The 22,758-nt window shown below is 36.6% G+C and carries 24 protein-coding genes; 6 read left to right on the top strand and 18 right to left on the bottom strand.

Annotation, left to right across the window (positions count from 1 at the left end; genetic code table 11):
* Positions 1-358 precede the first annotated feature (358 nt).
* A complete protein-coding gene (locus ACQKIM_RS07045) occupies positions 359-568 on the top strand; it encodes a hypothetical protein (RefSeq protein WP_427541122.1) in 210 nt (69 codons plus the stop codon).
* A gap of 73 nt (positions 569-641) precedes the next feature.
* Here ACQKIM_RS07045 and ACQKIM_RS07040 read toward each other — a convergent pair whose 3' ends face one another.
* From ACQKIM_RS07040 to ACQKIM_RS07010, 7 genes are all read right to left on the bottom strand, one after another.
* A complete protein-coding gene (locus ACQKIM_RS07040) occupies positions 642-1,184 on the bottom strand; it encodes an acyltransferase (RefSeq protein ID WP_427541119.1) in 543 nt (180 codons plus the stop codon).
* Positions 1,185-1,188: 4 nt separating this feature from the next.
* The gene (gene ppaX, locus ACQKIM_RS07035) at positions 1,189-1,827 is read right to left on the bottom strand and encodes a pyrophosphatase PpaX (protein ID WP_427541116.1); all 639 of its coding nucleotides are present in this window, start codon (positions 1,825-1,827) and stop codon (positions 1,189-1,191) included.
* Between the two features lie 13 nt (positions 1,828-1,840).
* A complete protein-coding gene (gene lgt, locus ACQKIM_RS07030) occupies positions 1,841-2,662 on the bottom strand; it encodes a prolipoprotein diacylglyceryl transferase (RefSeq protein ID WP_427541113.1) in 822 nt (273 codons plus the stop codon).
* A gap of 59 nt (positions 2,663-2,721) precedes the next feature.
* Positions 2,722-3,657 carry an HPr(Ser) kinase/phosphatase gene (gene hprK / locus ACQKIM_RS07025; protein ID WP_427541110.1) on the bottom strand — a complete coding sequence of 312 codons (936 nt, stop codon included), beginning with the start codon at positions 3,655-3,657 and terminating at the stop codon, positions 2,722-2,724.
* 224 nt (positions 3,658-3,881) lie between these two features.
* A complete protein-coding gene (gene cccB / locus ACQKIM_RS07020; RefSeq protein ID WP_427541107.1) occupies positions 3,882-4,202 on the bottom strand; it encodes a cytochrome c551 in 321 nt (106 codons plus the stop codon).
* A gap of 48 nt (positions 4,203-4,250) precedes the next feature.
* On the bottom strand, positions 4,251-5,093 hold the full coding sequence (locus ACQKIM_RS07015) for a YitT family protein (RefSeq protein WP_427541104.1): 843 nt from the start codon (positions 5,091-5,093) through the stop codon (positions 4,251-4,253).
* 205 nt (positions 5,094-5,298) lie between these two features.
* Positions 5,299-6,528 (bottom strand): EAL and HDOD domain-containing protein, encoded by a 1,230-nt coding sequence (locus tag ACQKIM_RS07010; RefSeq protein WP_427541101.1) that lies wholly within the window; start codon positions 6,526-6,528, stop codon positions 5,299-5,301.
* A 249-nt stretch (positions 6,529-6,777) separates the two neighbouring features.
* Between ACQKIM_RS07010 and ACQKIM_RS07005 the strand changes: the two genes are divergently transcribed.
* The 4 genes from ACQKIM_RS07005 to ACQKIM_RS06990 are packed head-to-tail and all read left to right on the top strand — an operon-like array spanning position 6,778 to position 9,470.
* Entirely contained in the window at positions 6,778-7,152 is a 375-nt protein-coding gene (locus ACQKIM_RS07005) for a GntR family transcriptional regulator (protein WP_427541098.1), read from the top strand.
* Positions 7,149-8,042: an ATP-binding cassette domain-containing protein gene (locus ACQKIM_RS07000; protein ID WP_427541095.1), complete on the top strand. Its 894-nt coding sequence runs from the start codon at positions 7,149-7,151 to the stop codon at positions 8,040-8,042. Before ACQKIM_RS07005 ends, ACQKIM_RS07000 begins: the two co-directional genes overlap by 4 nt.
* The gene (locus tag ACQKIM_RS06995) at positions 8,026-8,754 is read left to right on the top strand and encodes a hypothetical protein (protein ID WP_427541092.1); all 729 of its coding nucleotides are present in this window, start codon (positions 8,026-8,028) and stop codon (positions 8,752-8,754) included. Before ACQKIM_RS07000 ends, ACQKIM_RS06995 begins: the two co-directional genes overlap by 17 nt.
* Positions 8,751-9,470: a hypothetical protein gene (locus ACQKIM_RS06990; protein WP_427541089.1), complete on the top strand. Its 720-nt coding sequence runs from the start codon at positions 8,751-8,753 to the stop codon at positions 9,468-9,470. The genes ACQKIM_RS06995 and ACQKIM_RS06990 overlap by 4 nt, the downstream gene beginning before the upstream one ends.
* A 474-nt stretch (positions 9,471-9,944) precedes the next feature.
* On the opposite strand, the gene ACQKIM_RS06985 is transcribed toward ACQKIM_RS06990, so the two are convergent.
* From ACQKIM_RS06985 to ACQKIM_RS06950, 8 genes are all read right to left on the bottom strand, one after another.
* Positions 9,945-10,589 carry a VTT domain-containing protein gene (locus ACQKIM_RS06985; RefSeq protein WP_427541291.1) on the bottom strand — a complete coding sequence of 215 codons (645 nt, stop codon included), beginning with the start codon at positions 10,587-10,589 and terminating at the stop codon, positions 9,945-9,947.
* Between the two features lie 666 nt (positions 10,590-11,255).
* The gene (locus tag ACQKIM_RS06980; protein ID WP_427541086.1) at positions 11,256-12,803 is read right to left on the bottom strand and encodes a fatty acid--CoA ligase family protein; all 1,548 of its coding nucleotides are present in this window, start codon (positions 12,801-12,803) and stop codon (positions 11,256-11,258) included.
* Positions 12,804-13,168: 365 nt separating this feature from the next.
* Positions 13,169-15,103, bottom strand: a complete 1,935-nt coding sequence (locus ACQKIM_RS06975; protein ID WP_427541083.1) for an FtsX-like permease family protein — start codon at positions 15,101-15,103, stop codon at positions 13,169-13,171.
* The gene (locus ACQKIM_RS06970) at positions 15,075-15,851 is read right to left on the bottom strand and encodes an ABC transporter ATP-binding protein (RefSeq protein ID WP_427541080.1); all 777 of its coding nucleotides are present in this window, start codon (positions 15,849-15,851) and stop codon (positions 15,075-15,077) included. The genes ACQKIM_RS06975 and ACQKIM_RS06970 overlap by 29 nt, the downstream gene beginning before the upstream one ends.
* 12 nt (positions 15,852-15,863) lie before the next feature.
* Positions 15,864-16,289, bottom strand: coding sequence for a hypothetical protein (locus ACQKIM_RS06965; RefSeq protein WP_427541077.1), 426 nt, complete (start codon positions 16,287-16,289; stop codon positions 15,864-15,866).
* Positions 16,290-16,300: 11 nt separating this feature from the next.
* Positions 16,301-17,284 (bottom strand): sensor histidine kinase, encoded by a 984-nt coding sequence (locus ACQKIM_RS06960; RefSeq protein WP_427541074.1) that lies wholly within the window; start codon positions 17,282-17,284, stop codon positions 16,301-16,303.
* A complete protein-coding gene (locus ACQKIM_RS06955) occupies positions 17,284-17,988 on the bottom strand; it encodes a response regulator transcription factor (RefSeq protein ID WP_427541071.1) in 705 nt (234 codons plus the stop codon). The genes ACQKIM_RS06960 and ACQKIM_RS06955 overlap by 1 nt, the downstream gene beginning before the upstream one ends.
* Before the next feature lie 134 nt (positions 17,989-18,122).
* Complete coding sequence (locus ACQKIM_RS06950) at positions 18,123-19,115, bottom strand: lipoate--protein ligase (RefSeq protein WP_427541068.1); 993 nt, start codon at positions 19,113-19,115, stop codon at positions 18,123-18,125.
* Between the two features lie 144 nt (positions 19,116-19,259).
* Here ACQKIM_RS06950 and yhfH point away from each other — a divergent pair, with 144 nt between their 5' ends.
* Complete coding sequence (gene yhfH, locus ACQKIM_RS06945) at positions 19,260-19,385, top strand: protein YhfH (protein WP_012292204.1); 126 nt, start codon at positions 19,260-19,262, stop codon at positions 19,383-19,385.
* Between the two features lie 197 nt (positions 19,386-19,582).
* On the opposite strand, the gene ACQKIM_RS06940 is transcribed toward yhfH, so the two are convergent.
* The 3 genes from ACQKIM_RS06940 to ACQKIM_RS06930 all read right to left on the bottom strand — a co-directional run bounded on the left by ACQKIM_RS06940 (position 19,583) and on the right by ACQKIM_RS06930 (position 22,700).
* The gene (locus ACQKIM_RS06940; RefSeq protein WP_427541065.1) at positions 19,583-19,741 is read right to left on the bottom strand and encodes a hypothetical protein; all 159 of its coding nucleotides are present in this window, start codon (positions 19,739-19,741) and stop codon (positions 19,583-19,585) included.
* A 71-nt stretch (positions 19,742-19,812) separates the two neighbouring features.
* The gene (locus tag ACQKIM_RS06935; RefSeq protein ID WP_427541062.1) at positions 19,813-22,002 is read right to left on the bottom strand and encodes a YhgE/Pip family protein; all 2,190 of its coding nucleotides are present in this window, start codon (positions 22,000-22,002) and stop codon (positions 19,813-19,815) included.
* A gap of 125 nt (positions 22,003-22,127) precedes the next feature.
* The gene (locus ACQKIM_RS06930; RefSeq protein ID WP_427541059.1) at positions 22,128-22,700 is read right to left on the bottom strand and encodes a TetR/AcrR family transcriptional regulator; all 573 of its coding nucleotides are present in this window, start codon (positions 22,698-22,700) and stop codon (positions 22,128-22,130) included.
* Positions 22,701-22,758 lie beyond the last annotated feature (58 nt).

Here is a 22,758-nt window from a genome sequence, read left to right as displayed (position 1 = left end):
ACAGTAGCCTATTGAGAATGAGAATGTGTCTATTTTATGACAAAGACATTTGTAGCAAAATTAGAAGTAAGCTAAAAAATGAGAATGATTATCTTTTGAATAGGTGCTTAAAAAAAGATGAATTTATCAAAATCTTATTCTCATTAACTGTAATTATAAATTATTTCAAAATAATTTATATCACCTCATAAATTAAAATGATTCTCAGTTTCATTATCAAATAGAATACTATATTATCAATATTTTTATTGATTATTACTCTCAATCTATTTTTAATTTTACATTTAAAAGAATACACTATAGAATAATATTAATAACCAAGTAGAAACATATACACTATAAATTGGAGGGATTTAATATGGCATGTCCATTCGTACAACTAAGTGAGCAAATGATCGTAAGTATTTGTAAGGGAGAATTTTATCCTGGAGACAAAGTTACACTACACACAAATGATGACATTGATGGTACAGCGATTAAATCAACTTTTGCAGAGTCCATTTGTTTAGGAGATCATGATAATTGTGAATTTAAGCCTGAATATGTAGCAGCAAATTCCCAACATTAAAATAAAACTGTTCCAAAAACAAAGATACCTTTGTTTTTGGAACAGTTTTTTCATTGTTCAACCTTATAGATCATTATTTTTTTGTCGTACACCACTCTACAACTTCGTTGCGTTTACGCTCCGCCATTTGCTCAGCAGTATAAATAATTTGCATCGGATTACCACCAGCTAAACAGCCGGCTGGCACGTCTTTATGTACAAGTGTAGCAGCTGAGACAATCGCACCGTCACCTATCGTTACACCAGGCAGTATTGTTGAATTGGCACCAACCATTACCTCATTACCAATCTTCACATCTCCTAGACGATATTCCTCTATTAAATATTCATGCGCTAAAATCGTCGTATTAAAGCCAATTACTGTATTATTGCCAATGTGAATGCGTTCTGGAAACATGGTATCAGGCATGACCATTAAGGCTAATGAGGCTTGCTCGCCAATTTTCATTTTTAAAAATGTTCGATATAGCCAGTTTTTCACACGTAAAGATGGTGTGAAGCGTCCAATTTGAATGACAATGAAACACTTCATCACCTTCCAAAAGGACACCGTATCATATATATTCCACAGGGAGTTTGCTCCTTCGACACGGTAGCGTTCTGTTTTACGTGCCATTTACTTACCCCGCTTTCACAATTTCAAATAAATCTGTCATATGGTGCAACATGTATTCCGGCTTGAATTGCAGTAAATAGTCCTCACCTTTTAAAGCCCATGCAACACCAGCAGCTCTTATACCAGCATTGTGCCCAGCCTCAATATCATGAGAATTGTCACCAATCATAATAGCTTCTTCTTTGTTTACACCAAGTCGTTTAAGTGCAAGCAATACTGGCTCTGGATCAGGCTTTACATTTCTCACATCGTTCGTACCAATACGGACATCAAATAAATGACTAGCATCAAGTATAGAAAGACCACGATCTATCATTTCATTTCGTTTTGTAGAAACAATTGCTAATTTGATGCCCATATTCTTTAATTGCTCTAAAGTCGAAACAACATCAGGATACTGAGTGACTAGTTCATCATGATGTAATTCATTCCATTCGCGATATTTTGCCATCATTGCCTCCTCCTCACCTGGAGCAATGTCGCTAAATGTCTGTTTTAAAGAAGGTCCAATGAACTTCAGGCAATCTTTTGGCGAATATTGCCCAGGAAATCGCTCATTTAAAACATGCATAAATGTTTGAATGATTAAATCATTTGTATTAAGTAACGTACCATCAAAATCAAATAGTAATGCCTTAACCATTGTCTTACACCCCTTATTTATTTTCCAAATACTTTACAGCAGGCTTTACTTTTATGCGTCGGTAAATAATCGCACCAAGACCCACTACTACACCGATGATAGAGACAACCTGTGCTGAACGTAAGTCACCAATTAAATACAAGCTATCCGTACGTAAACCTTCTATATAGAAGCGACCAATTGAATACCAAATTAAATAACTGAAGAAAATTTCTCCTCGATTTAAATTCACTTTACGTAAAAACAGTAAAATAAGTAACCCGATGAAATTCCATACAGATTCATATAAAAAAGTAGGATGGACATATGTTCCTAATTCCTCAATATACATTTGGTTAATAATCCAATCTGGTAACATCAGATTTTCTAAAAACTCTTTAGATACTGGACCACCATAAGCCTCCTGGTTCATAAAATTTCCCCATCGACCAATGATTTGTCCGATCAAAATACTTGGTGCTGCTATATCCGCTACACGTAAAAAACTAACATTTTTTTTACGTGTGAATATGTATGCTGTTATAAATGCCCCAATTAATGCACCATGGATAGCAATACCACCATTCCAAATTTCAATAATCTTCCCCGGATTTTCACTATAATAATCCCAACGCATTGAAACATAGTAAATACGTGCGCATATTATTGATATAGGAACTGCCCATAGTAATAAATCTGCAAGAAAATCCTCTGGTAAGCCTCGCTTAACAGCCTCTCTTTGACCTACAATATAAGCCAAAATAATACCCGATACAATTAACAACCCGTACCAACGAACGGGAATTGGTCCCAAATGAAAAGCAATCGGGTTAATTTGCAATAGTAATAAATCCATCAAATGCTCCTCTCAATTTCTATCCATTCTATAGGTCATTTTATCCTAATTATGAACAATTAATCATCTAATTCATCAGCTGAAGAGATCACCTCATCCAAACGTCTTGAAAACTCCTCTGCTGCATTAACACCCATTTTTTTCAAGCGATAATTCATTGCTGCAACTTCAATAATAACAGATACATTACGCCCAGGTCTTACAGGAATTGTTAATTTAGTTAATTCTGTATCGATAATTTTCATTTTCTCTTCCTCTAAACCCAAACGATCATAAACCTTTTCAGGATCCCAAATCTCCAGCTCTATAATTAAGGTAATACGCTTGTAAGGTCTTACCGCACTTGCTCCAAAAAGCGTCATAATATCGATAATGCCAATACCTCGTATTTCAAGTAAATGTTCTAGAAGTGGAGGCGGGCTACCAATTAAAAAATTCTCTGATTCCTGGCGAATTTCCACACAATCGTCAGCTACTAATCGATGACCTTTCTTGACAAGCTCAAGTGCAGTTTCGCTTTTTCCTACGCCGCTTTTGCCGATGATTAACACACCAATACCATAAACATCCACTAACACGCCATGTGCAGCTGTCATTGGTGCCAAGCGCCCCTCTAAATAGTTGGTCAGTCTACTAGAAAATTTCGTTGTTGTCATATGTGTTTTAAAAACAGGTACATGCTTTTCATTAGAAGCCTGTAATAGCTCCTCGGGCACCTCTAAATCACGAGAAATAATAATAGCTGGAGTATCTTGTGAACACAGTAAACGCATACGCTCAAGCTTAACATCTACTGGTAACATTTCAAAAAAGGACAATTCTGTTTTCCCAAGTAATTGTACTCGATTTGCAGGATAATGGGTAAAGTATCCTGCCATCTCTAGCCCTGGTCTAGAAATATCACTAGTGACAATCGTTCTTCCAATTCCTTCCTCGCCAGCTAATAGATCTAACTTAAATTTCTCCATCACGTCTCTTGTTAATACTACGACCAATGTTAGAAGCCTCCATTTCAAAGGAATTGAATATTGTTTGTTCCGTTAACGGTCTCTACAACTAACCGTATTTGTCCATTTTTCACTTACAATCAGTCTCTCTGATTGCAGTATCACTTTATTTTAGCATGACTATGTATAAAAGAAATGTATTTACTCTCGTTCGCTAAAGGAAGCAAAACATAAAAAACTAGCGGTTCTCCAGTCCGCTAGTTTAGACAATCTTATTTTTGAGTTGCTAACCATTTAGCAACAGCTTTTGCATCTTCACCTTTAACAATACCTGCAGGCATAGAACCTTTACCATTTTCAATAACATCTAAAATTTCTGTTTCGGATAAACGAGCGCCTATATCTTTAATCGCTGGTGCATTACCCTGACCTTGCAATTCGCCGCCATGACATGTGATACATGATTTCATAGCAATTGCTTCACCATCTGGTGTTGCATTCGTTTTTGTACCTTCATTAGTCGTCTTACCACCGCCACAAGCAGCTAAAAAGATTGCTGAACCGAACACTAATGTTAACATTGCTTTTTTCATTAGTACCCCTCCTCAAAATAAATATACTTCCATGATATTATACCAAAATTATGCACGTTTGAAACCTTCTCCTAATACCTCATAAGCATCAGAAACAATAACAAACGCTGATGGATCAACGGTTTTAATGAGTTGTTTCAGCTTTGTGAATTCTGTTTGGTAAACGACAACCATCAATACTGGTCGTGCTTCCCTTGTATAGCCACCAATTGCAGGTAATTGTGTCACACCACGATCAATTTCAGCATAAATGGCATCACGTACCTCATCTTGTTTCATCGTAATAATATAAACCATTTTGGATTGGCTAAAGCCTAGCTGAATAATATCAATCGTTTTTGTTGTCACAAATAATCCAATCAGAGCATACAAACCTTTCTCTAAGTCGAAAACAATTGCTGCACTAATGGCGATGACCCCATCAATCAATAGTACACTTGTACCAAGAGATAATCCGGTAAACTTTGTAATAATTTGCGCTAGCAAATCAGTGCCACCAGTAGAAGCATTCCCTTTAAAAACAAGTCCTATTCCTAAACCAACAACAATTCCTCCAAAAAGCGCACCAAGTAAAGGATTATCAGTCCAAGGTTCCCAATTATTCGTTAATAATACAATGAACGGTAAAGTCACTGTGCCAACAAACGATTTTACCCCGAATTTTTTGCCAAGGAATAATACACCAGCAATAAATAATGGAATATTAAAACCATATTGAACTATCCCCGGATTCCAGCCGAATAAACCATGTAAAATTGTACTTATTCCACTTACTCCGCCTGAAGCGACTTGATTTGGTAATAAAAAAATATTAAAACCAATAGCAATCACTGCCGCCCCAACAATCACATACACATACTCCACAATGCTTTCCCGAACATCATGTTTCATTTCCCCACGCCCACTTCAACTATCAGAATTTTTTTAAGACGAGATGATTATAGCAAATAGTTTTCACGTTGAGAACTTCATCATGATGAAGAGAATAATCCTACATATTATTTACTTTCATCAATTTGTATATAACAAATTATTCGATAAAAACAAAAAATAAGTACCTGAAAGAGCATTTAAAGGGTACTTATTTCTGCAATGCTTATATTGATTTTTCTGCCCATTCGATTGCCTCATGGTATAAAAAATCTATTCTTGTCAAATCTATATTGATTTGGGGAGCTATTTCTTCTAAGCTATCCCAGTCAAGTTTCCCTAGTGCAATACTGAATTCTAGATATGGCGTCATCTCTGTTTGATACCCTAAAATGGTTGCTTTTATATCCTCAGAAAATGGTAGTTGCTGTAAAATAGTATGTAATGGTCTTTGCAGTAAAGTATCAATCAATGAAAACATGCCCACAAAAAAATACTCTGAAAAATTTTGTTTATAGGAGAGCTTCGCTAATTTCTCACATGCTTTCGCCCTAAATAATGACGTTCTCACCACTTCTTTAAAAAGATCTGAATCCGAATCCCTATCTATTTCCCGCATTGCTAATAAATAAATCCATTTGCGTAAATCGGCTATTCCAAGTATTAAAATTGCCTGTTTTATAGAGCGTACCTTCGAATTTGAGCGTCTAGAAGAATTGTTAACCATTTGCAATAATTTAAAGGTTAACGAAATATCACGTTCAATATTTTCAGACAATAACTGTACATTAGGTTCCTCTTCTTTTAACAACGAAATAATATAAAAATATTGGATAGTATTCACTGGTATATCAGTTGCTTTTATAATTTGAGGTTGTTCAAAAAAATAACCTTGAAATAACTCATAGCCTGAATGCTTTGCTATTTCAAATTGATTACGTGTCTCAACCTTTTCTGCAAGCAATTTAATATGAGGGAATTTTTCCTTTACTTTATTTTCAATTTCCATACGTTCATGCAAAGGCGACAATAGAAAATCTACCTTTATAAAGTCAATATGAACAAATAACTCGTCATAAACTTGTACATGCTCATCCAATATAAAATCATCTAAAGCAATTTTATACCCATATGATTTAAGCTCTATAACCCGCTCAACTAGCTGTGGTGTCAAAGGAACATCCTCTAAAATCTCTATGACCACTTGAGATGGATTTAAGTATTCATTAATTGAGCTCATTAGTAGATTTTCTGTGAAATTGACAAAGCAAGGCTTACCGTTTGTAACTTCTTCTATTCCAATTGAAAGAAATGAGTTTACTAATACATCGACTGTTGCTGCATCTGAATCAACCATCGGAAAAGTATCCACATTTTTGCTTCGATATAACAATTCATATGCAACAACTTGTTCATGAAGATTAAAAATTGGCTGTCTGCCAATAAATACTTCCATATTGTCGCCCCCATTCCTCCATTATTTAATAATGAATATTATAACATTTTTTCATGACCATTTGCTCATCATTCATCATACATTTAAAAATGTTCTGCAGTTAAACAAAACCTTATAACTACTTGTAAAAAAATTCGCATCCATACACATTAAAATACGCTTAGTATTATTTGACATTTAATTTAATTTAAATTATAGTACATTACAACACTAATGTACTGTGATACCCAAAATGAAAGGAGGGTTTTCATGCATATTCATTTAGATAGTACAATACCCATTTATATTCAAATTGCCGAATGGCTGCAGCATGAAATTATCGCCAATCGGTTACAAGCAGACGAAAAGGTTTATTCACAGTATCAGCTAGCAGAGTTATTCAATATTAATCCTGCTACGGCTGGTAAAGGACTGACCATTTTACTTGAAGAACAACTTCTTTATAAGAAACGGGGGCTGGGTATGTTTGTTGCAGCAGATGCAAAGGATCGGATTTTATTGAAACGTCGTAGTGAAATATTAACAAAGATGGCTCAAGAGATTGTTTTAGAGGCACAACGCTTACTAGTTTCTGATGAGGAATTGCTGGTACTTATTCAAAAAACACAGGAGGAATTGAAATGAATGTTATTCAATGTGAAAAGCTATCTAAAAAATTTGGGCGTCTTCATGCACTCCAAGATGTTACTTGTACAATAAATGGTGAAAAAATAATCGGTGTTATTGGTCGTAATGGAGCTGGTAAATCAACATTGCTGACAATTATAGCAGGCTTCCTAAAACCGACTAATGGTTTCTGTCATGTGTTTAATGAGAATTCCTTTAACAATATTCAAACTGCTGCCAACACAATTTTAATTGATGATCGATTAAGCTTTTCAGATTACTTATCACTAGAAGAAATCTTAAAAATGGGTGCTGATTTTTATCCAAATTGGCAAAGTGAGTTAGCATATCGCCTGCTACAATATGCAAACATTGATCTTTCTGCTAAACATCAACAATTATCTAAAGGACAAATGGCTACCTTTAATCTTGTCTACGGATTAGTAAGCCGCTGTGCTTTAACTATATTAGATGAGCCAATGAATGGAATGGACGAAGCAATTCGAACAGATTTTTATAGAGCCATTCTAAAGGAATACATAGCCTTCCCTCGGACAATTTTAATTGCTAGTCATCATTTACAGGAAATGGAGTCCATTTTGGAGGAAATTCTACTTATAGATGAGGGAACTGTCGTTACACATGTCTCTGTAGATGAATTGAAGGAACAATTAATTGCCTTAAACGGGCCAAGTGAAATGATTGAATCCTTGCTTTCTGATATAGACGTTTATGCCCATCAGATTGTAGCTGGAGTGTCTACAGCAATTGTTGATGCAAGCAGGCTTTTCATAACAGAGGAAGTGCTTCGAACAAAAGGTATTACAAAATCAGCCCTTACTGCAAGTGAGATTTGTAGGTATTTAACCAATAATAAAGGAAGTGATATCGATGCAATCTTTGACTAATATGTCTCTTAAAACGATTGTCAAAAAGCAAGTGAAATGGAAAGCCAAATTATATAGCTCAGCCCTTAGCTCCCTTATAATTTTACAAGTTATTTTTGGCGCATTGCTGTTCAGCTCTGGGAGTGCTTCAAGTGGCCATGGACGTGGAAATTTAAATGTTCAGTTCTCCATTTATTCGCTTGATATGTTTCTTATAATTTCAGCATTTTGGGCATTTATAACAGCTTTTATCTTTACTACAAAAGCGTATCGCATGGATGATTTATCTATTATTTCAAGTCGAACTTCAAGTGCAATCGCAAATATACTTGTCCTTATTCTTTATAGTTTTATTGCTGTCTTGATTATGTTAGCTAGTTACTATATACAAATATTAGGCCTGTCGTTGATGGAAAAGGAGTCACTCATTATTGATAAACTCATTATTTCACCATCGATTTTTATTGTATGCCTCTGCAGCATTTGTTTGTTTGGCGCAATCGGTTTACTATTTGGCTACTGCTTCCAAGGCCCAAGTATCATAAAAATATCGGCAATTGTGTTATTAGCAATTGTCATTATTTCACCTATTATTTTTCCTAAGTTTGTGAATTTTCAACCATTCATACAATTACCAGATCTCGCACTTAGCGGATTTTATGTAATTGTATCTATATTATGCTTTACTCTCTGTATTTGGATTGCTGATAAATCGGAGGTATCTCGCAAATGACAAACTTTACAGTACTCTTACTCTCATTATTGATTCCAATATTATTAGTTATCATGGTCTTGTTTGTATTAAGAAAGGTAAATAACAAAACAAAAAATTTCTGGACACTTAAACGTCTATCTATTGGGATTACAGCATATATCGCGCTTGGGTTATTTGCACTGCTATATCTTAGCTTTTTTGCAGATTCATCCATACAGGTATTATCGAAATCAGAATTAAAGAAAATTGAAAAGAATATTGAATCTATCCAAAAATATGATCAACAATATAACTCTTCTTTTTTAACAGATAACTATAAGAAGAAAACATGGGAAATAGATTTTCTAGGTGATAATTTGCCAGTGGCAATAAATTCTGACTCTAATCTTAACATTCGTCATCTTAATAATGACAATATTCCAGCAGGGAAAGTACTTATTACCTATTATCAATTCCCAGCTATTATCGATGGCATTGATATTTCAGATAAAATCCCATTACCAAATGTTTATATGTCACAGAACCAGCTTTGGATTGAAGCTTTATCGAGGCATGAAGTCAATTATCATCGTATTAAAGCAGCATTAGGTATTTTAGATTTTAATCGAAAGGTAGATTTAGATGATGATTCTTCATCTACCATCTTCTATCTTTCTTCCAATTTTATTGTTATTGAAACACCTCGTGGAACAGATATTGAGGATTCTCAGGGGGTTATACAATTTTTAAGATAAAATCAATTATGCCTCGGCATAATTGCGTCTGGAATCGGCTTTGTGCTTAGGCCTGCATGAAGCAGGTCAGTTAGCCGTTATCGCAGGGATGCGATGATTTTAGGCTAACATCCTTTATTTATTCCGTGACATCCGCCGGAGGCTTTGGGCCAACAGATGTTTTTTGCGCGAAAGCGTAGTGCTAACGTAGCGTCAGCAGCACGATGTTGGTCACTCAGGAGTTTTCACAGGATGTGAAGATCTTAGCCTGAGTTCCTCTATTTCAGCGGGTGTTTGGACACTCGCTGAAAAGTTGCTAAAATTCGCACTCACCTAATCACCTATAGAGGTGGGAGTCTTCTGTACCTGCCGCTGTCGCTGTGCTTTCGCGCAAAAAACATTTGCCGCTACGCTTTCGGTACAAAAGACATTTGCTGAAAGAAGTTGAAATAAGGACAGCCCATGTGATTTTTTATCACTTTTGGACTGTCCATATTATTTTCCATTCTTTGCTTTAATAGCACCGATTACGGCTGGTATTACAGATATAAGGATAATTAAAATAAGCACTGTTGAGAAGTTATCTTTAATAATTGGAATATTACCAAAGAAATATCCTAATAATGTACAGCTGAATACCCATAAAATAGCGCCTACAACATTATACATAATGAAGTAGCTATATTTCATTTTACTTGCACCTGCAACAAATGGTATGAATGTCCGAATGAAGGGCATAAAGCGTGCGATGACAATAGTTTTTCCACCATGTGTATTAAAGAATTTTTCTGCGGCTTCCATACGCTCTTTTTTTATGACCCTTCCTAGGAAGCTCTTTGGCGGAATGGATGTTCCAACTTTATGACCAATATGATAATTCATCGTATCTCCTAATATCGCAGCTACTAAAAATACGGGAATTAGTATCCACATATCAAATGCACCCATTGCTGCAGCTAATGTACCACTTGCAAATAGCAATGAATCACCTGGCAAGAACGGGAAAATGACAACACCTGTTTCAACAAAAACAATGGCAAATAAAATAAGATAACTCCAATTACCAAAATCGCTAATGATTTCTTCTAAATGCACATCGATATGCACAATAAAGCTAATTAACTCCTTGATGAGTTCTATCATTTTTCCGAATGCTCTCTTTCAATTTAATTTTCTAAATGCTTTGACGCAACTATACACCAAAGGGTTCCATTATTGTATACAGCTTGCTATAGACTACTTTCTCACTATATGACAAGCCTTGATAAAGTATGTAACAGTTGTCACAAGTTTGATTTTATCACTTCCCGGTAGCTGCGCTCAACTTATTTCATGCAAGAGCAATTCTTTTTACAAACTAGCATTGTACAATCAATTTCGCCTTGGCGTAATTGCGTCTGGATTTTGAATTGTGCCCAGGCCTGCACGAGGCAGGTCAGTTAGCCGTTTTCGCAGGATGCGAAGGTTTTAGGTTAACATCCTTTATTCATTCCTTTTAAAATCCGTGACATCCGCCGGAGGCTTTGGGCCAACAGATGTTTTTTGTGCGAAAGCGTAGTGCTAACGTAGCGGCAGCAACATGATGTTGGTCACTCAGTTGTGTGTTGCTGTCGCTTCGCTTTCGCACAGATAAATTGCCACAGGACGTGGCGTTCTTAGACTGAGTTCCTCTATTTCAGTAGGTGTTTGGGCACCCACTGAAAAGGAACCAAAACCGCATTCATCTCACCACCTGTAGAGGTGGGAGTCTTCTACTGAATGAAGATAAAAAAAGCGCTACCATTTTTCAATAGTAGCTACTTCATTTTATACTTTTTCTTTTAAAGAGCGACGCAAAATCTTTCCTGTTGTATTTTTCGGTAGTTCATCCATAATTTCAATGACTTTAGGAACCTTATACTTCACCATATGTTTTGTGCAATATGCAAGTAGATCCTCTGTGGAGGTTGCTGCTACTTCCTTTAAGACCACAAATGCATGAACAGCCTCCCCTAAATTAGGATCGGGATAGCCTATAACTGCCGCTTCAACAATATTGTTATGAGCAAAGAGTACTTCCTCAACCTCTCTTGGATAGACATTGTATCCTCCTACAATAATCATATCTTTTTTACGATCAACGATATAGAAGTACCCCTCTTCATCAACCTTCGCTAAGTCACCCGTATATAACCAGCCATCACGTATAGCCATCTCTGATTCTTCAGGCAGTTTATAATACCCCTTCATAACGTTAGGTCCTCTAACAATTAACTCTCCAACTTCACCAACAGGCACCTCTTGCCCATTTACGTCTACAACTTTATTTTCAACGTTGCAGATGGATGTCCCAATTGAACCTGCTTTACGATCACGATCTAATGGATTAAAGCAAGTTACTGGTGAAGCCTCTGATAAGCCATAGCCCTCCGAAACACGTACATTAAATTTCTTCTCGAAATTATGTAATAGTGCCACAGGTAAAGAAGCGCCTCCTGAGATTGCTAAGCGGATTGTCGAGAAATCTTCTGGATTGCCCTCAGGTAATTGATATAAAAAGTTATACATTGTAGGTACACCAGCAAATACAGTTGCTTTTTGCTCACTTGCTAAGGCGAAAATCTCAGTTGGACTAAAGCGTGGTGTAAGTAATACCGTTGCTCCACTCAATAAAGGTGCATTCACAACAACCGTTAACGCAAATACATGGAAAACTGGCAAAGTTGCAATAATACGATCATCAGCTTTGTAGCCTAAATAATGTGCTACATCTCGTGCATTTGAATAAATATTTTCATGCGTCAACATGGCTCCCTTTGGAGAACCTGTTGTTCCAGAAGTATAGAGAATAATGGCATTATCATCATCGGCAACTTCTACAGGCTGTAAAGAGTCTGATACGTTAGCAATCACTTGTGTAAATAAATGCGTTTTTGCTTTTGCCTCTTGTGACAAGGCAGCTATTTTTTCTGCGGTATCGGCTGCTGTTTCACAAATAATAAATGATGTTACTTGTGGAAAAGCTTGTACACCCTTTTCTACTAGAGGTAGAAGAGCATCAAGTGCAATAACTGCCTTTACATCGCCATTATGCAAAATATAAAATATTTCATCAGGTGTATAAATCGGGTTGATTGGTATTGCTGTTGCACCTAAGCGCATCGTTGCATACAAGGCAATTAAATAGTGCGGTGTGTTGCCTAATAAAAATGCTACATGGTCCCCTTTTTCTACGCCTAATTCTTGTAACCCCTTTGCAAAACGTCCAACTGTAAACTCAAACTCGCCATATGTCGTATCTTTCCCCATAAAATGATACGCAATTTTATCTGGCTGCTGTACTGCTTGTTGACGAACACTCGAAACTAAATTCAATTACACCATCCCCTTATCGTATCAATTTCGCCTTGGCATAATTGTAGCTGCCGCTTTGCTTTCGCTACAGATAAACAATGCGTCCGGATTTTGAATTGTGCTTGTAATTTATTCCTTTAATAATCCGTAACATCCGCCGGAGGCTTTATCTTCATTCAGTAGTTGTTTGGATATCCCTTGAAAAGGAATTACACCCGCATCCATATCACCACCTTAGAGGTGGAAGTCTTCTACTGAATAAAGATAAAATGAATCGTGATTCAGTAATATTATATAAGAAATATAACTAAAAGACAATGAAACTTTTTATTTCATGTCAAAAAATCCGTCAAATAATTCATTTTTTTCTCTTTTATACACTTTCCTTACGAACGGATATGGGAGATATAGCGCCAACGAATTAAATAAAAATAGATTACTTGTATCAAAACAAAGAAACCAAATGCAAAGAAAACTTCCTTAACAATGGAAATATTAGCGATATCCTTTAAAATACTTTGAACCATTAGAAAGGCAAAGGCGCTATGCATCATCGCAACACCCCATGGCAAGAAAAATTGTGGGAAAAGATGTCGATTCACTAGCTTTTTAAGCTCTGTATCTGTTAAGCCCATCCTTTTTAAAACATCAAATTTACGCTTCTCTCGTTCAAGAGAGGTATGCAATTTAAAGTAAATAAAACTGCCTGCCGCTAATAAAAATACTGTTGCCACCAGAACACCTACTAATGTAAATAATGAGTAGGTAGCTAATATATAAGAATAATTTAATCCTGCGTTTTCAAAATAGAATGGGCTAAATTTACCCTTCTTTTTGAAATATTGAGATACAGCTATCTCATCAATATCACTGCCAATATCCTTTGTTTCCATCCATTGAGGAATATAAAAAGTGAATAAATGATAAACAGGCTGCTCAACATCTTTGTTAACAATCGGCTTAATTAGTCTGGCAAAGTCCTCATCACTTATAATAATTGAATTGACACTGACAATGGAGCCAGGGAATATGATTTTAGGATAAACACTATCTATAGTAATCGGGATAGAATTTTCCTCCAAAATAGTTTGTACAACTTTATTTTTTAATTTTTGTAAGGAATCCTCTGAATAGGGTATGAACACAGCTTCTCCTGATGCCAAATCAAGCAGTGGATAGCTAAAGGATGATAGTAGTACGTTCATATCTGATTCTCTAAAAACTTCCACTTCATTATGGGTAAAAGAAGAAGTTTGCTTTATTACCACGAAGCGAGATAAGTGATATGATAAACCCTTTTCCTCTAACTGAATTCGTAAAGAATTAATATGACTTCGTTCATATGGATTGTCTACATCGCCCTTATACACAAGCCCTAGTGGATTTAAACGATCATACTGAGTCGTATAAGAAGACATTGTCGCTAAAACCCCAACCGATAAAAATGCCAAGGTTGACACCATTGTTACAACAAAAAACATTTTCACATTATCCATCATAATATGGGTTTGCTCAGCTAATGAAAGAAGGCGATAGCGCTGCCAATGGAATTTTCGTTTGCCTCGGGCTACATCTAAAAAGCAAGGCAGCGAATCACTGAAAAAATAATAGGTTCCAAAGGTCGCTGAAAACGGAATTAATAAGGTCAATCCAATTAATGATGTATTCGCTACAATAAACGCTAGAATATATGTGGATAAAACGAGGGCAATACCATATATTGCTCGGATTTTCGAATAAGTGGAACCTTTATTTAAATAGTCATTCCCTTTAATAAGATCACGTAACTTTCTTTCACGAGTAAAGTACACACTGATAAACGAGATGACCACAAAAGCGCTAGTAAAGACACCTATTGTTAGCAAAAACGGCTGCCAAGAAACATATAATGGCAATTGATCTAAATGTAAAATTTCTCGCACAATCATGAAAAAAAATTTTGAAAAAGAGAAGCCAAATATAATACCAACAATAATGGAACCTGATCCTATGATCATTGTTTCTAAAAAAACTAATCTATTCATCTGGCGTCTTTCCATTCCAAGATGCAATAAAATCGCAAATTCATGTGATCTGGCCTCTAAAAAAGCACTCATCGAATAATACAAAAAGAAAAGTGTAAAGAGGACAAGTACGATTTCAGCACCAATCATCCCAATTAACGATACCTCACCTAAAATTCCTCGTTCAATATCTGGATGAAACATTAGCATGGAATAGATAAAAAACACAGCCACAGAAAAAAAGCTTGCCATGAAAAAGGCTCCGTAAATACGGCTGTTCCGTACGACATTACGGTAAGCGAATTGTCGAAAGGTCACCTACTTGTCCTCCTCCTAGTAAGCTTAAAACATTCAATATGCGTTGGAAAAACATTTGACGGCGATCATCCTTATAAATTTCATTGAAAAATTCCCCATCCTTAATAAATAACACACGATCACAGTAGCTCGCTGCAATCGGATCATGTGTGACCATGACTATCGTTGTTTGTTTTTCCTTATTGATTTTTGTTAAAAGTTCAAGTACATCGCGCGAAGAATTCGAATCTAAATTACCAGTTGGCTCATCCGCCAAAATCAGACTTGGATTATGAATAAGTGCTCGTCCAATAGCTGTTCTTTGTGCTTGCCCACCAGATATTTCATTTGGTCGTTTTTCCAAAAAAGAAGTTAAATCCAGCTTTTCAACAATGCCTGCCAAACGTTCCTCCATGACTTCTAATGGTTGTTGGTCCAACGTTAGCGGCAACACAATATTTTCTTCAACAGTCAGCATGTGTAGCAGATTAAAATCCTGAAAAACGAAACCTAACTGTCTCCTTCTGAAGTAGGCAAGCTCTGTTGCATTTAGCTTATGTGGATTTAAACCGTCTAAAATAATTTCACCACTAGTTGGTTCATCAATCGTAGAAATAATATTCAATAATGTAGTTTTTCCGCTTCCTGATGGACCCATGACTGCTAAAAACTCGCCCTCTTCAACATCAAAGCTTAGTTGATTCAACGCACGATGTGTTACTTTGCCTTCATAAACCTTTGTCACATCTTTTATTTGTAAAATAGGCATATCCTCATCACCTTATTTCTTAAGTAGTTCCAGAGATTCCGGTAATAGCCATTGCAAGACTACCTCAAAACCAATTTGAAAATGAGGCTCTGAGACTGACGTCTGGTCCTCGTCCTCAACGAGACTGAAGCAATGATTGCCAACAACAATATCCCAAGCGTCCATTTCCCCTTCAATGACTTCTCCACAAACCGTATAATGTCCACTATACATCACCTGTTCACCATCCACAGGAAAAGCATTTAGTAAAGTTGGTTTATGTAAGTCTAGCCCAAGACAATTCGAAAAATGCATGACTTCTGCATCAAGCAAAAGACTTGCCTTACGAAAATTTTTGCAGGATAGACATTCACAAGCATCATGATTTGATTCGATAAATGCTTCCATTTTTTCGCTCTCGATATTCAAAATCCATTCATTAATACGTACTTCTTTCATCCTTGCTCCCCCTAATTCGTAAATGTCACTGTAACGATTGTTCCTTTTCCCACCTCTGATGTAATATTTAATTCGTGCCCAAGCTTTTCACAAATCTCTTTAGCTAAATATAAGCCCATTCCTGTAGACTCTCCTGTTTTACGACCATTTTCTCCTGTGAAAAAGGCTTTTGTGACACGCGAAAGATCTGATGCAGGAATACCAATACCTTCATCGCAAATAGCTAACTGAACATAGTCATCCCTTTTCACACCAGAAATAACTATTTTTTTATTGGCTTCAAAAGTATATTTAACAGCATTGGTTACAAATTGCCCAATAATAAATCGAAGCCATTTAGAGTCACTCGCTACAATTATGTCATCCTCGATATGAATTTCGGGAAAAACTCTTTTCGTAATAAATAAACGTTTATTTTCATTTACAGTTGCAGTAACAATTGTTTTTAATGCCACTTGCTCTACTTGCATGTCCTCCTCGAAGTTCTCCAATCGAGCATTCACAAGCACCATGTCTAAGCCTCTTCGTAAACGATCAATTTCCTCCTGCACATTTCTTTTATCAAGCGGGCGATCATCCTGCAATAAAAGCTCAATTACAGATATGGGTGTTTTCATTTGATGCACCCATTGATTCATAAATTGATCGTGTCGTTTTTGACTTGCATACAATGAATGGAGCTCATGCTGGTAAAGCCGATATAGCTCATGCATATATTTTTCAGTCTGTATTGCTTCCGGTGTTTTGGCGTTTTTTTGGAGTACATCCTCCATCGTTTTTGGAAGCTGAGAGATTTTCAATAAATAACGCTGACGCATTAAATAGCGGACAAGTAAAAAAGAGGCTAGCAATACTAAACTAATACAGAAGGAATATATCGCAGTATCAACGTTTCGAAAACCGTCGAGCCCATATAAGACCATAATGAATCCAACTAATAGCAGCTGGAACACAATGAACGATGCGTAATCACGCAAAAATAATTTCCATCCCACTATAGCTCACCTGCGCTTAACATAAAGCGATATCCTGCACCACGTACTGTCTCAATCGTTGATGAAATATGATAATCCGCAAGTTTTTTACGTACTCTTGTCATATTAACGTTCAAAGTATTTTCATCCACAAAAGCCTGATCATCCCAGAGCTCTTCTAGCAATTGCTCACGGGTAACTACTTTCGGGGCATTGCCCATTAGCAGCTCTAAAATAATACATTCCTTTTTCTGAAGGGGTATCTCTAAATCATTTTTATGAAGCTCCATTCTCTCTAAATGAAGAATTAGCTGTCCCTGCTTAATCGTCCGTTCCTCTTGTCTTGCTGCATATTCACCATATGTACGGCGCAAATGACTACGAATTTTTGCCAGCACAATCTCATAGTTAAACGGCTTTGTGATAAAATCATCTCCACCATTTTCCAATGCGAATATTTGGTCCATTTCCCCTGAACGGGCAGAAATAAATATTATCGGACAAGTTGTATGCTGACGTAATTGACGACACCAATAGTAGCCATCGTACGCAGGTAAATTTATATCAAGCAATACCATATGTGGGTTAAATGCTGTAAACTCTTCAATGAGATGATCAAATTCTTTAATTGTTTCAACTTCGTATTGATATTTTCTAAGTGTTTCCGCAAGCAATGATGCAATCTTCACATCATCTTCGACAATAAATATCCGATGCTTCTGCATACCAACACTCCTTTCTACTCTATATTGTACCAAAAAAAGGTTCGACGACATAATTGTCAGCGAACCTTTATCATAAAAGATCATTTGCTCGAAGTGTGACGTCTTAGGCATTCGTCTTTTTCAATAAACTTTACTCAATAAATTAATTGTAAAAACTCTTCAGTTGTAATTCCGCCAAAGTATGTTGGAATATCAATATCCGCTAACGCTTCAGCAATCGCTGAACGATTATAGTTTGTCCTAACTAATCGTTGCGCAACATCCGCCATGTCTCCTACACCGAAAAAATCACCAAAAATATGAGCTTCTTCAATAATGCCATGATTTACTTCTAAGCGAATATCAATGCCTCCTGTTGGGAAGCGATGTGTTTTTTGAATATTAAAGCGTGGGGATTTACCATAGTTCCACTCCCAAGTTTGATAACGTTCAGCAGATAGTCTATGGATATTTGCCCAATCTTCCTCTGTTAGATCATAGTAACGAATATTTTCTTCACCATCAAAAATGGATTTCAAAATTTCTAATCGGAACTCTTCAACAGTCATCTTGTCCTTCAAAAATTCTGAGATATTAGCCACTCGTGAGCGAATTGATTTAATTCCCTTGGATTCTATTTTATCCTTCTTCACTTTTAGAGCAGACACAACAGCGTCAATTTCTGTATCAAACATCAGCGTACCATGACTAAACATTCGCCCCTTAGTAGAGAATTGTGCGTTTCCAGAAACCTTACGTCCCTCTGCCAAAATGTCATTACGCCCTGAAAGCTCTGCATTAACACCCATTTTAGCTAGTGCTTCAACAACAGGCTGTGTGAATTTTTTATAATTCATAAAGCTTTCGCCATCATCTTTGGTAATAAAGCTAAAATTAAGATTTCCTAAATCATGATACACTGCACCACCGCCAGATAGCCGTCGCACAACAATAATGTCATTGTCCTCCACATAATCTGTATTAATCTCTTCAATAGTATTTTGATTTTTTCCAATGATGATGGAAGGCTGGTTTATGTAAAAAAGAAGTACAGGTTCCTTTTCAACATCCATCGTTTTTAATAAGTGCTCCTCGATGGCAAGGTTAATGCGTGGGTCATGAATTCCTTTATTATCAACAAAAATCATCGTTTGCTTTTCCTCCTTCACAAAATATCCATATTTATTTTAACGCAAATTAGGCATTTTGTGTTGACGAAAAGCATCTGTTATAATACACTAAGAAATATCAAAACAGTAATAGTACAGATGAACTTAAAGGAGGAGTCCACAATGTTAGAAAACGTAGTTGAATTTTTCAAGAACTTACCTGCAAAGCAATGCACAGAATGCGGTGAAAAAATTGAAGAGCAAAGTGAATGCTACAGCAACACTTGTGAAAAATGTAACCACCTATAAGCATTTGCCTATTCTGTAATATTGTCATTTACGTGCCCCACACGTACCATTAATGACACCCCTCATCATTTTTGATGAACCCTTAATTAAATCTCTTACACTTACGAAACAACAGCTGATACGCTCATATCAGCTGTTGTTTTTTGTATGCTTATCCTTTCACATGAGCGAATCTTTCCTCTACTTGAGCGATTTTTTCACTCACCTGAGCGAATATTTTCTCTATTCGAGCGATTTTTCCACTCACCTGAGCGAATCTCTACTCCACCCGAGCAGTTTTTCCTCTGACCTGAGCGAATCTCTACTCCACCCGAGCGATTTTTCCACTCACCTGAGCGAATCTCTACTTTCCCCAAGAAATTATCTTTTCAATAGCAATATAAAAAACACCCACCATTCAATTGGTGGGTGCAAAGTAAGTTGAATTTTAATTTTCTTCGGCTACTTTAGAATAGCGTTTTGTGTGTAGTAACATAAAGTATCCGAACGTAATCGCTAAGAATGCAACTAGGAAGCCTAATAGAACGCCGTAGTTTTGCATTAAGAATGACATATCGTCTGTAGAAATGCTTGTTTTAAAGGCTTGAACAGTATATGTCATTGGTAATAGTTTGTTAAATACTTGTAATGGTGATGGGATTAACTCTAGTGGGAATGTTCCCGCACTTGTTGTTAATTGTAAAATCAGTACAACAATTGCTATAAAGCGTCCTGGGTCACCGAAGATGGACACTAACATTTGAATTAAAGCTAAGAAAACGTAGCTTGTTAATAATGCTGTTAATACAAAGTATCCTAAATTATTTACTTCAAGACCAAGTCCCCATTTAACAATAACCACTGTTAATATAGTTTGAACTAAGCCGACGATTGCTAATACTGACACCTTACTTGTAAACCAAGTTGCTCCATTTTTTGGACGAATAGCTGGCTCTACAAGTGGGAACACGATGGAGATTAATAATGCTCCGACGAATAAACCAAGAGAAATAAAGTATGGAGCGAAGCCTGTACCGTAGTTAGGTACATGGTTAACGGATTCCTTATCGACTTGAACTGGACTACCTACCATATCATATGTGTCTTTATTTGCATGTACTTCATTTGCTTTCTCACTTGCTTCACCTAATTTGCCAGATAAAGTTGCTGTACCATCTGCAAGCTCAGTAGAACCATCTGCAAGTGTTGCAGAGCCTTGTGCTAGCTCCCCAGATTTTGAGGCAAGTGTAGATGTACCTTGATTTAAAGTTGTTGTACCATTCGCTAACTCATTTAAACCAGATGCTAATGTTTTAGAACCTGTTACTGCTGTATTTACACCAGCATTTAGTTCACCTAATTTTGCTGCTAATGTCGTATTACCTGCTTGGAGACCTTTTGCACCCTCCATTAAAGCATTGCTTTTTGCAGTTAGTGCGTTAGCACCTGCTAGCACTTCTGACTGACCTGCCGCAATTTGAGTTGCTCCTGAGCTAACTTGATTTGCACCAGCTTGTAATTTTTCTGTACCTGTTGATAACGAATTTAAACCATTATGCACGCTTGCACTTCCAGCTTGAAGCTCTGCTAATGTTTGCTTTAATACTGCAGCTTGCTCTTCAGGCATTGAAGCCATCATACCTTGTAGTTGATTAGATAAGGCAGTAATTCCTGCTTCTACTTTTGCTGAACCAGCTGTTAGTTGGGTTGCTGCACCATTTAGTGTACCTGCATTATCAGCAATAGAAGCTGCACCTGTACTAATCTGCTGTTGTTTATCATTTAAAGTGTTTAAACCTGCTTCCACTTTTGCAACACCTTGTGTATATTGCGTTAAACCTTGCTCAAGACTTGTAGCACCATTCGCTGCTTGTTGCGCACCTTTTTGTAATTGTACTGTGCCATCCTGAAGCTTTACTAAACCAGTAGATAAATCATTTGCACCTTTAGCAGCATCTCCAGCACCTTTTGTAATTTTATCTGTACCATTTGATAATTCAATTGTGCTTGATGCCAGTTGTTCAAGATAACCTTTTAAATCTTTCGCACCATTAGCTACTTTTTGAGCACCTTCATCTAGCTTATTAGAGCCATCAGCAGCCTCTGTAAAGCCATCTCCAAGTGTTGCAATGGAATCAAATAGTTTTTCCGCATAAGTCGCAGAAACCTGTGCATTTACTTCCGCACGTACACGATCCATTGCCGTTTCACCAATTTGTGCACCAAGGAAGTTTAATCCCTCATTCGGAATATAGTTCATCACTAATTTAGAAGGTTTGTCATCTAATAGTGTTGTAGCATGCTCAGAGAAATTTGTTGGAATTTCTAAAATCATGTAATAGTCACGACCATTTAAACCTTTTTCAGCCTGCTCTTTGGATACTTCAATAAAGTTAAATTGCTCACTATCAACGAGCTTTTCAACCAGGGTGTCACCTAAATCTAATTTTACCTCATCCATTTCAGCACCCTTATCTTCATTGACAATTGCTACTGGCAGGTTAGGCAGGCCTGCATATGGATCCCAGAAAGCCCATAAAAACATGCCTGCATACATGACTGGGATAAATAATACAGCAATGATTGACACAAGCATTTTTCTTGTTTTCAAGATTTTCAGCCATTCAGCTTTAATCATAAAATTCCTTCACTCCTATACTGATTGACTGAAAACGTCAATCGGTCATTTTAATTCAAAAAAATTGAAACCTTCCTGGGAATAAACACCCAAGACTTGCACTTGATCCAGTTAATAATGCCGAATCAAGTTAAAAGTAGTCCACGGAAGATTGTTTCTTTAAAAAGATTTAAAATCTTTTCCTCTGGAATCATGTCGCCATGCAGTTCATGCCAATCAACGACAAATGCTAGATATGCCTTTAGCAACAGATAGCTTACTAATTCTGCATCACAGTCTCGAATCTCCCCTTTATCAATACGCCTTTGAATTAACTCAGCAACATACGATAAAATCTCAGTCTCGATACGGATGAGAACTTGTTTGACAGCTGGCGTTCGTAATTCCTTTTCCTCCTCTAATAACTTCGCAAATAAAAGATGTTTTTCACGGAACTGAAGCATTTTCATTAAAGCATTATGCGCATTGTCCATAAAACTCGCAGATGCATCCAACACTGCATCTGCTTCTGCCTTCATCTCTCGTACAAGTGACATAGCTATCTCTTGAAATAAAATTTCTTTATTTGCAAAGAATGTATAAATCGTACCCTTACCGACATTAGCAATTTTCGCTACTTGCTCCATCGTTGTCGCCTTGTAACCAAACAATGTAAAAGATTTTGCAGCTGCTTCAAGAATTTCCTGCCTACGATCCATTAATAACATCCTTTCTTGTTAGGTTATGTACATTCTTAGTACACAGAAACAAAATGAC

It is taken from the genome of Lysinibacillus sp. NPDC047702, assembly GCF_050272555.1.
GTDB lineage: Bacteria > Bacillota > Bacilli > Bacillales_A > Planococcaceae > Lysinibacillus.
Note: the sequence above shows the minus strand (reverse complement) of the source record. Positions and strands in the feature narration are given on the sequence as shown.

Bases quoted from the DNA above. Each gene is read 5' to 3' on its own strand.
- ACQKIM_RS07045 (WP_427541122.1), top strand. From the start codon at position 359: ATGGCATGTCCATTCGTACAACTAAGTGAGCAAATGATCGTAAGTATT.
- ACQKIM_RS07040 (WP_427541119.1), bottom strand. From the start codon at position 1,184: ATGGCACGTAAAACAGAACGCTACCGTGTCGAAGGAGCAAACTCCCTG.
- ppaX (WP_427541116.1), bottom strand. From the start codon at position 1,827: ATGGTTAAGGCATTACTATTTGATTTTGATGGTACGTTACTTAATACA.
- lgt (WP_427541113.1), bottom strand. From the start codon at position 2,662: ATGGATTTATTACTATTGCAAATTAACCCGATTGCTTTTCATTTGGGA.
- cccB (WP_427541107.1), bottom strand. From the start codon at position 4,202: ATGAAAAAAGCAATGTTAACATTAGTGTTCGGTTCAGCAATCTTTTTA.
- ACQKIM_RS07015 (WP_427541104.1), bottom strand. From the start codon at position 5,093: ATGAAACATGATGTTCGGGAAAGCATTGTGGAGTATGTGTATGTGATT.
- ACQKIM_RS07010 (WP_427541101.1), bottom strand. From the start codon at position 6,528: ATGGAAGTATTTATTGGCAGACAGCCAATTTTTAATCTTCATGAACAA.
- ACQKIM_RS07005 (WP_427541098.1), top strand. From the start codon at position 6,778: ATGCATATTCATTTAGATAGTACAATACCCATTTATATTCAAATTGCC.
- ACQKIM_RS07000 (WP_427541095.1), top strand. From the start codon at position 7,149: ATGAATGTTATTCAATGTGAAAAGCTATCTAAAAAATTTGGGCGTCTT.
- ACQKIM_RS06995 (WP_427541092.1), top strand. From the start codon at position 8,026: ATGCAATCTTTGACTAATATGTCTCTTAAAACGATTGTCAAAAAGCAA.
- ACQKIM_RS06990 (WP_427541089.1), top strand. From the start codon at position 8,751: ATGACAAACTTTACAGTACTCTTACTCTCATTATTGATTCCAATATTA.
- ACQKIM_RS06970 (WP_427541080.1), bottom strand. From the start codon at position 15,851: ATGCCTATTTTACAAATAAAAGATGTGACAAAGGTTTATGAAGGCAAA.
- ACQKIM_RS06965 (WP_427541077.1), bottom strand. From the start codon at position 16,289: ATGAAAGAAGTACGTATTAATGAATGGATTTTGAATATCGAGAGCGAA.
- ACQKIM_RS06955 (WP_427541071.1), bottom strand. From the start codon at position 17,988: ATGCAGAAGCATCGGATATTTATTGTCGAAGATGATGTGAAGATTGCA.
- ACQKIM_RS06950 (WP_427541068.1), bottom strand. From the start codon at position 19,115: ATGATTTTTGTTGATAATAAAGGAATTCATGACCCACGCATTAACCTT.
- yhfH (WP_012292204.1), top strand. From the start codon at position 19,260: ATGTTAGAAAACGTAGTTGAATTTTTCAAGAACTTACCTGCAAAGCAA.
- ACQKIM_RS06935 (WP_427541062.1), bottom strand. From the start codon at position 22,002: ATGATTAAAGCTGAATGGCTGAAAATCTTGAAAACAAGAAAAATGCTT.
- ACQKIM_RS06930 (WP_427541059.1), bottom strand. From the start codon at position 22,700: ATGGATCGTAGGCAGGAAATTCTTGAAGCAGCTGCAAAATCTTTTACA.